Source organism: Natrialba sp. PRR66 (assembly GCF_034808065.1).
In the GTDB taxonomy this organism is placed as follows: domain Archaea; phylum Halobacteriota; class Halobacteria; order Halobacteriales; family Natrialbaceae; genus Natrialba; species Natrialba aegyptia.
In genome coordinates this window covers 1-252 of record NZ_JAXHGN010000200.1, presented here as the reverse complement: position 1 = coordinate 252, position 252 = coordinate 1, and the positions used below count along the sequence as shown (strand labels likewise).

1 protein-coding gene is annotated in these 252 nt (G+C 65.9%); it reads right to left on the bottom strand.

What is annotated here, in order from left to right; all coding sequences use genetic code 11:
* The coding region (locus SM755_RS23980; RefSeq protein WP_323174880.1) for an MATE family efflux transporter at positions 1 to 252 on the bottom strand (252 nt) is incomplete at both ends.

Here is a 252-nt window from a genome sequence, read left to right as displayed (position 1 = left end):
CGGCTTGCCAGCACCCACGTTCTGGCCCGTCATCGTCTCGACGCCCTGCGAGAGCGCGATCGCGGGCAGGAACACGACCGAGAACACCCGTGTCCCGATGCCGTACGCGGCGACCACCGACGTCGAGAACGTCGCGATGATCACCAGCATCAGGTTGATCGAGATCGCCCGGCCGGTCCCCTCGATCGACGCCGGGATACCGATCCGGAAGAGCGTCTTGGCGAACTCCGGATCGGGAACCATATCGCGGAG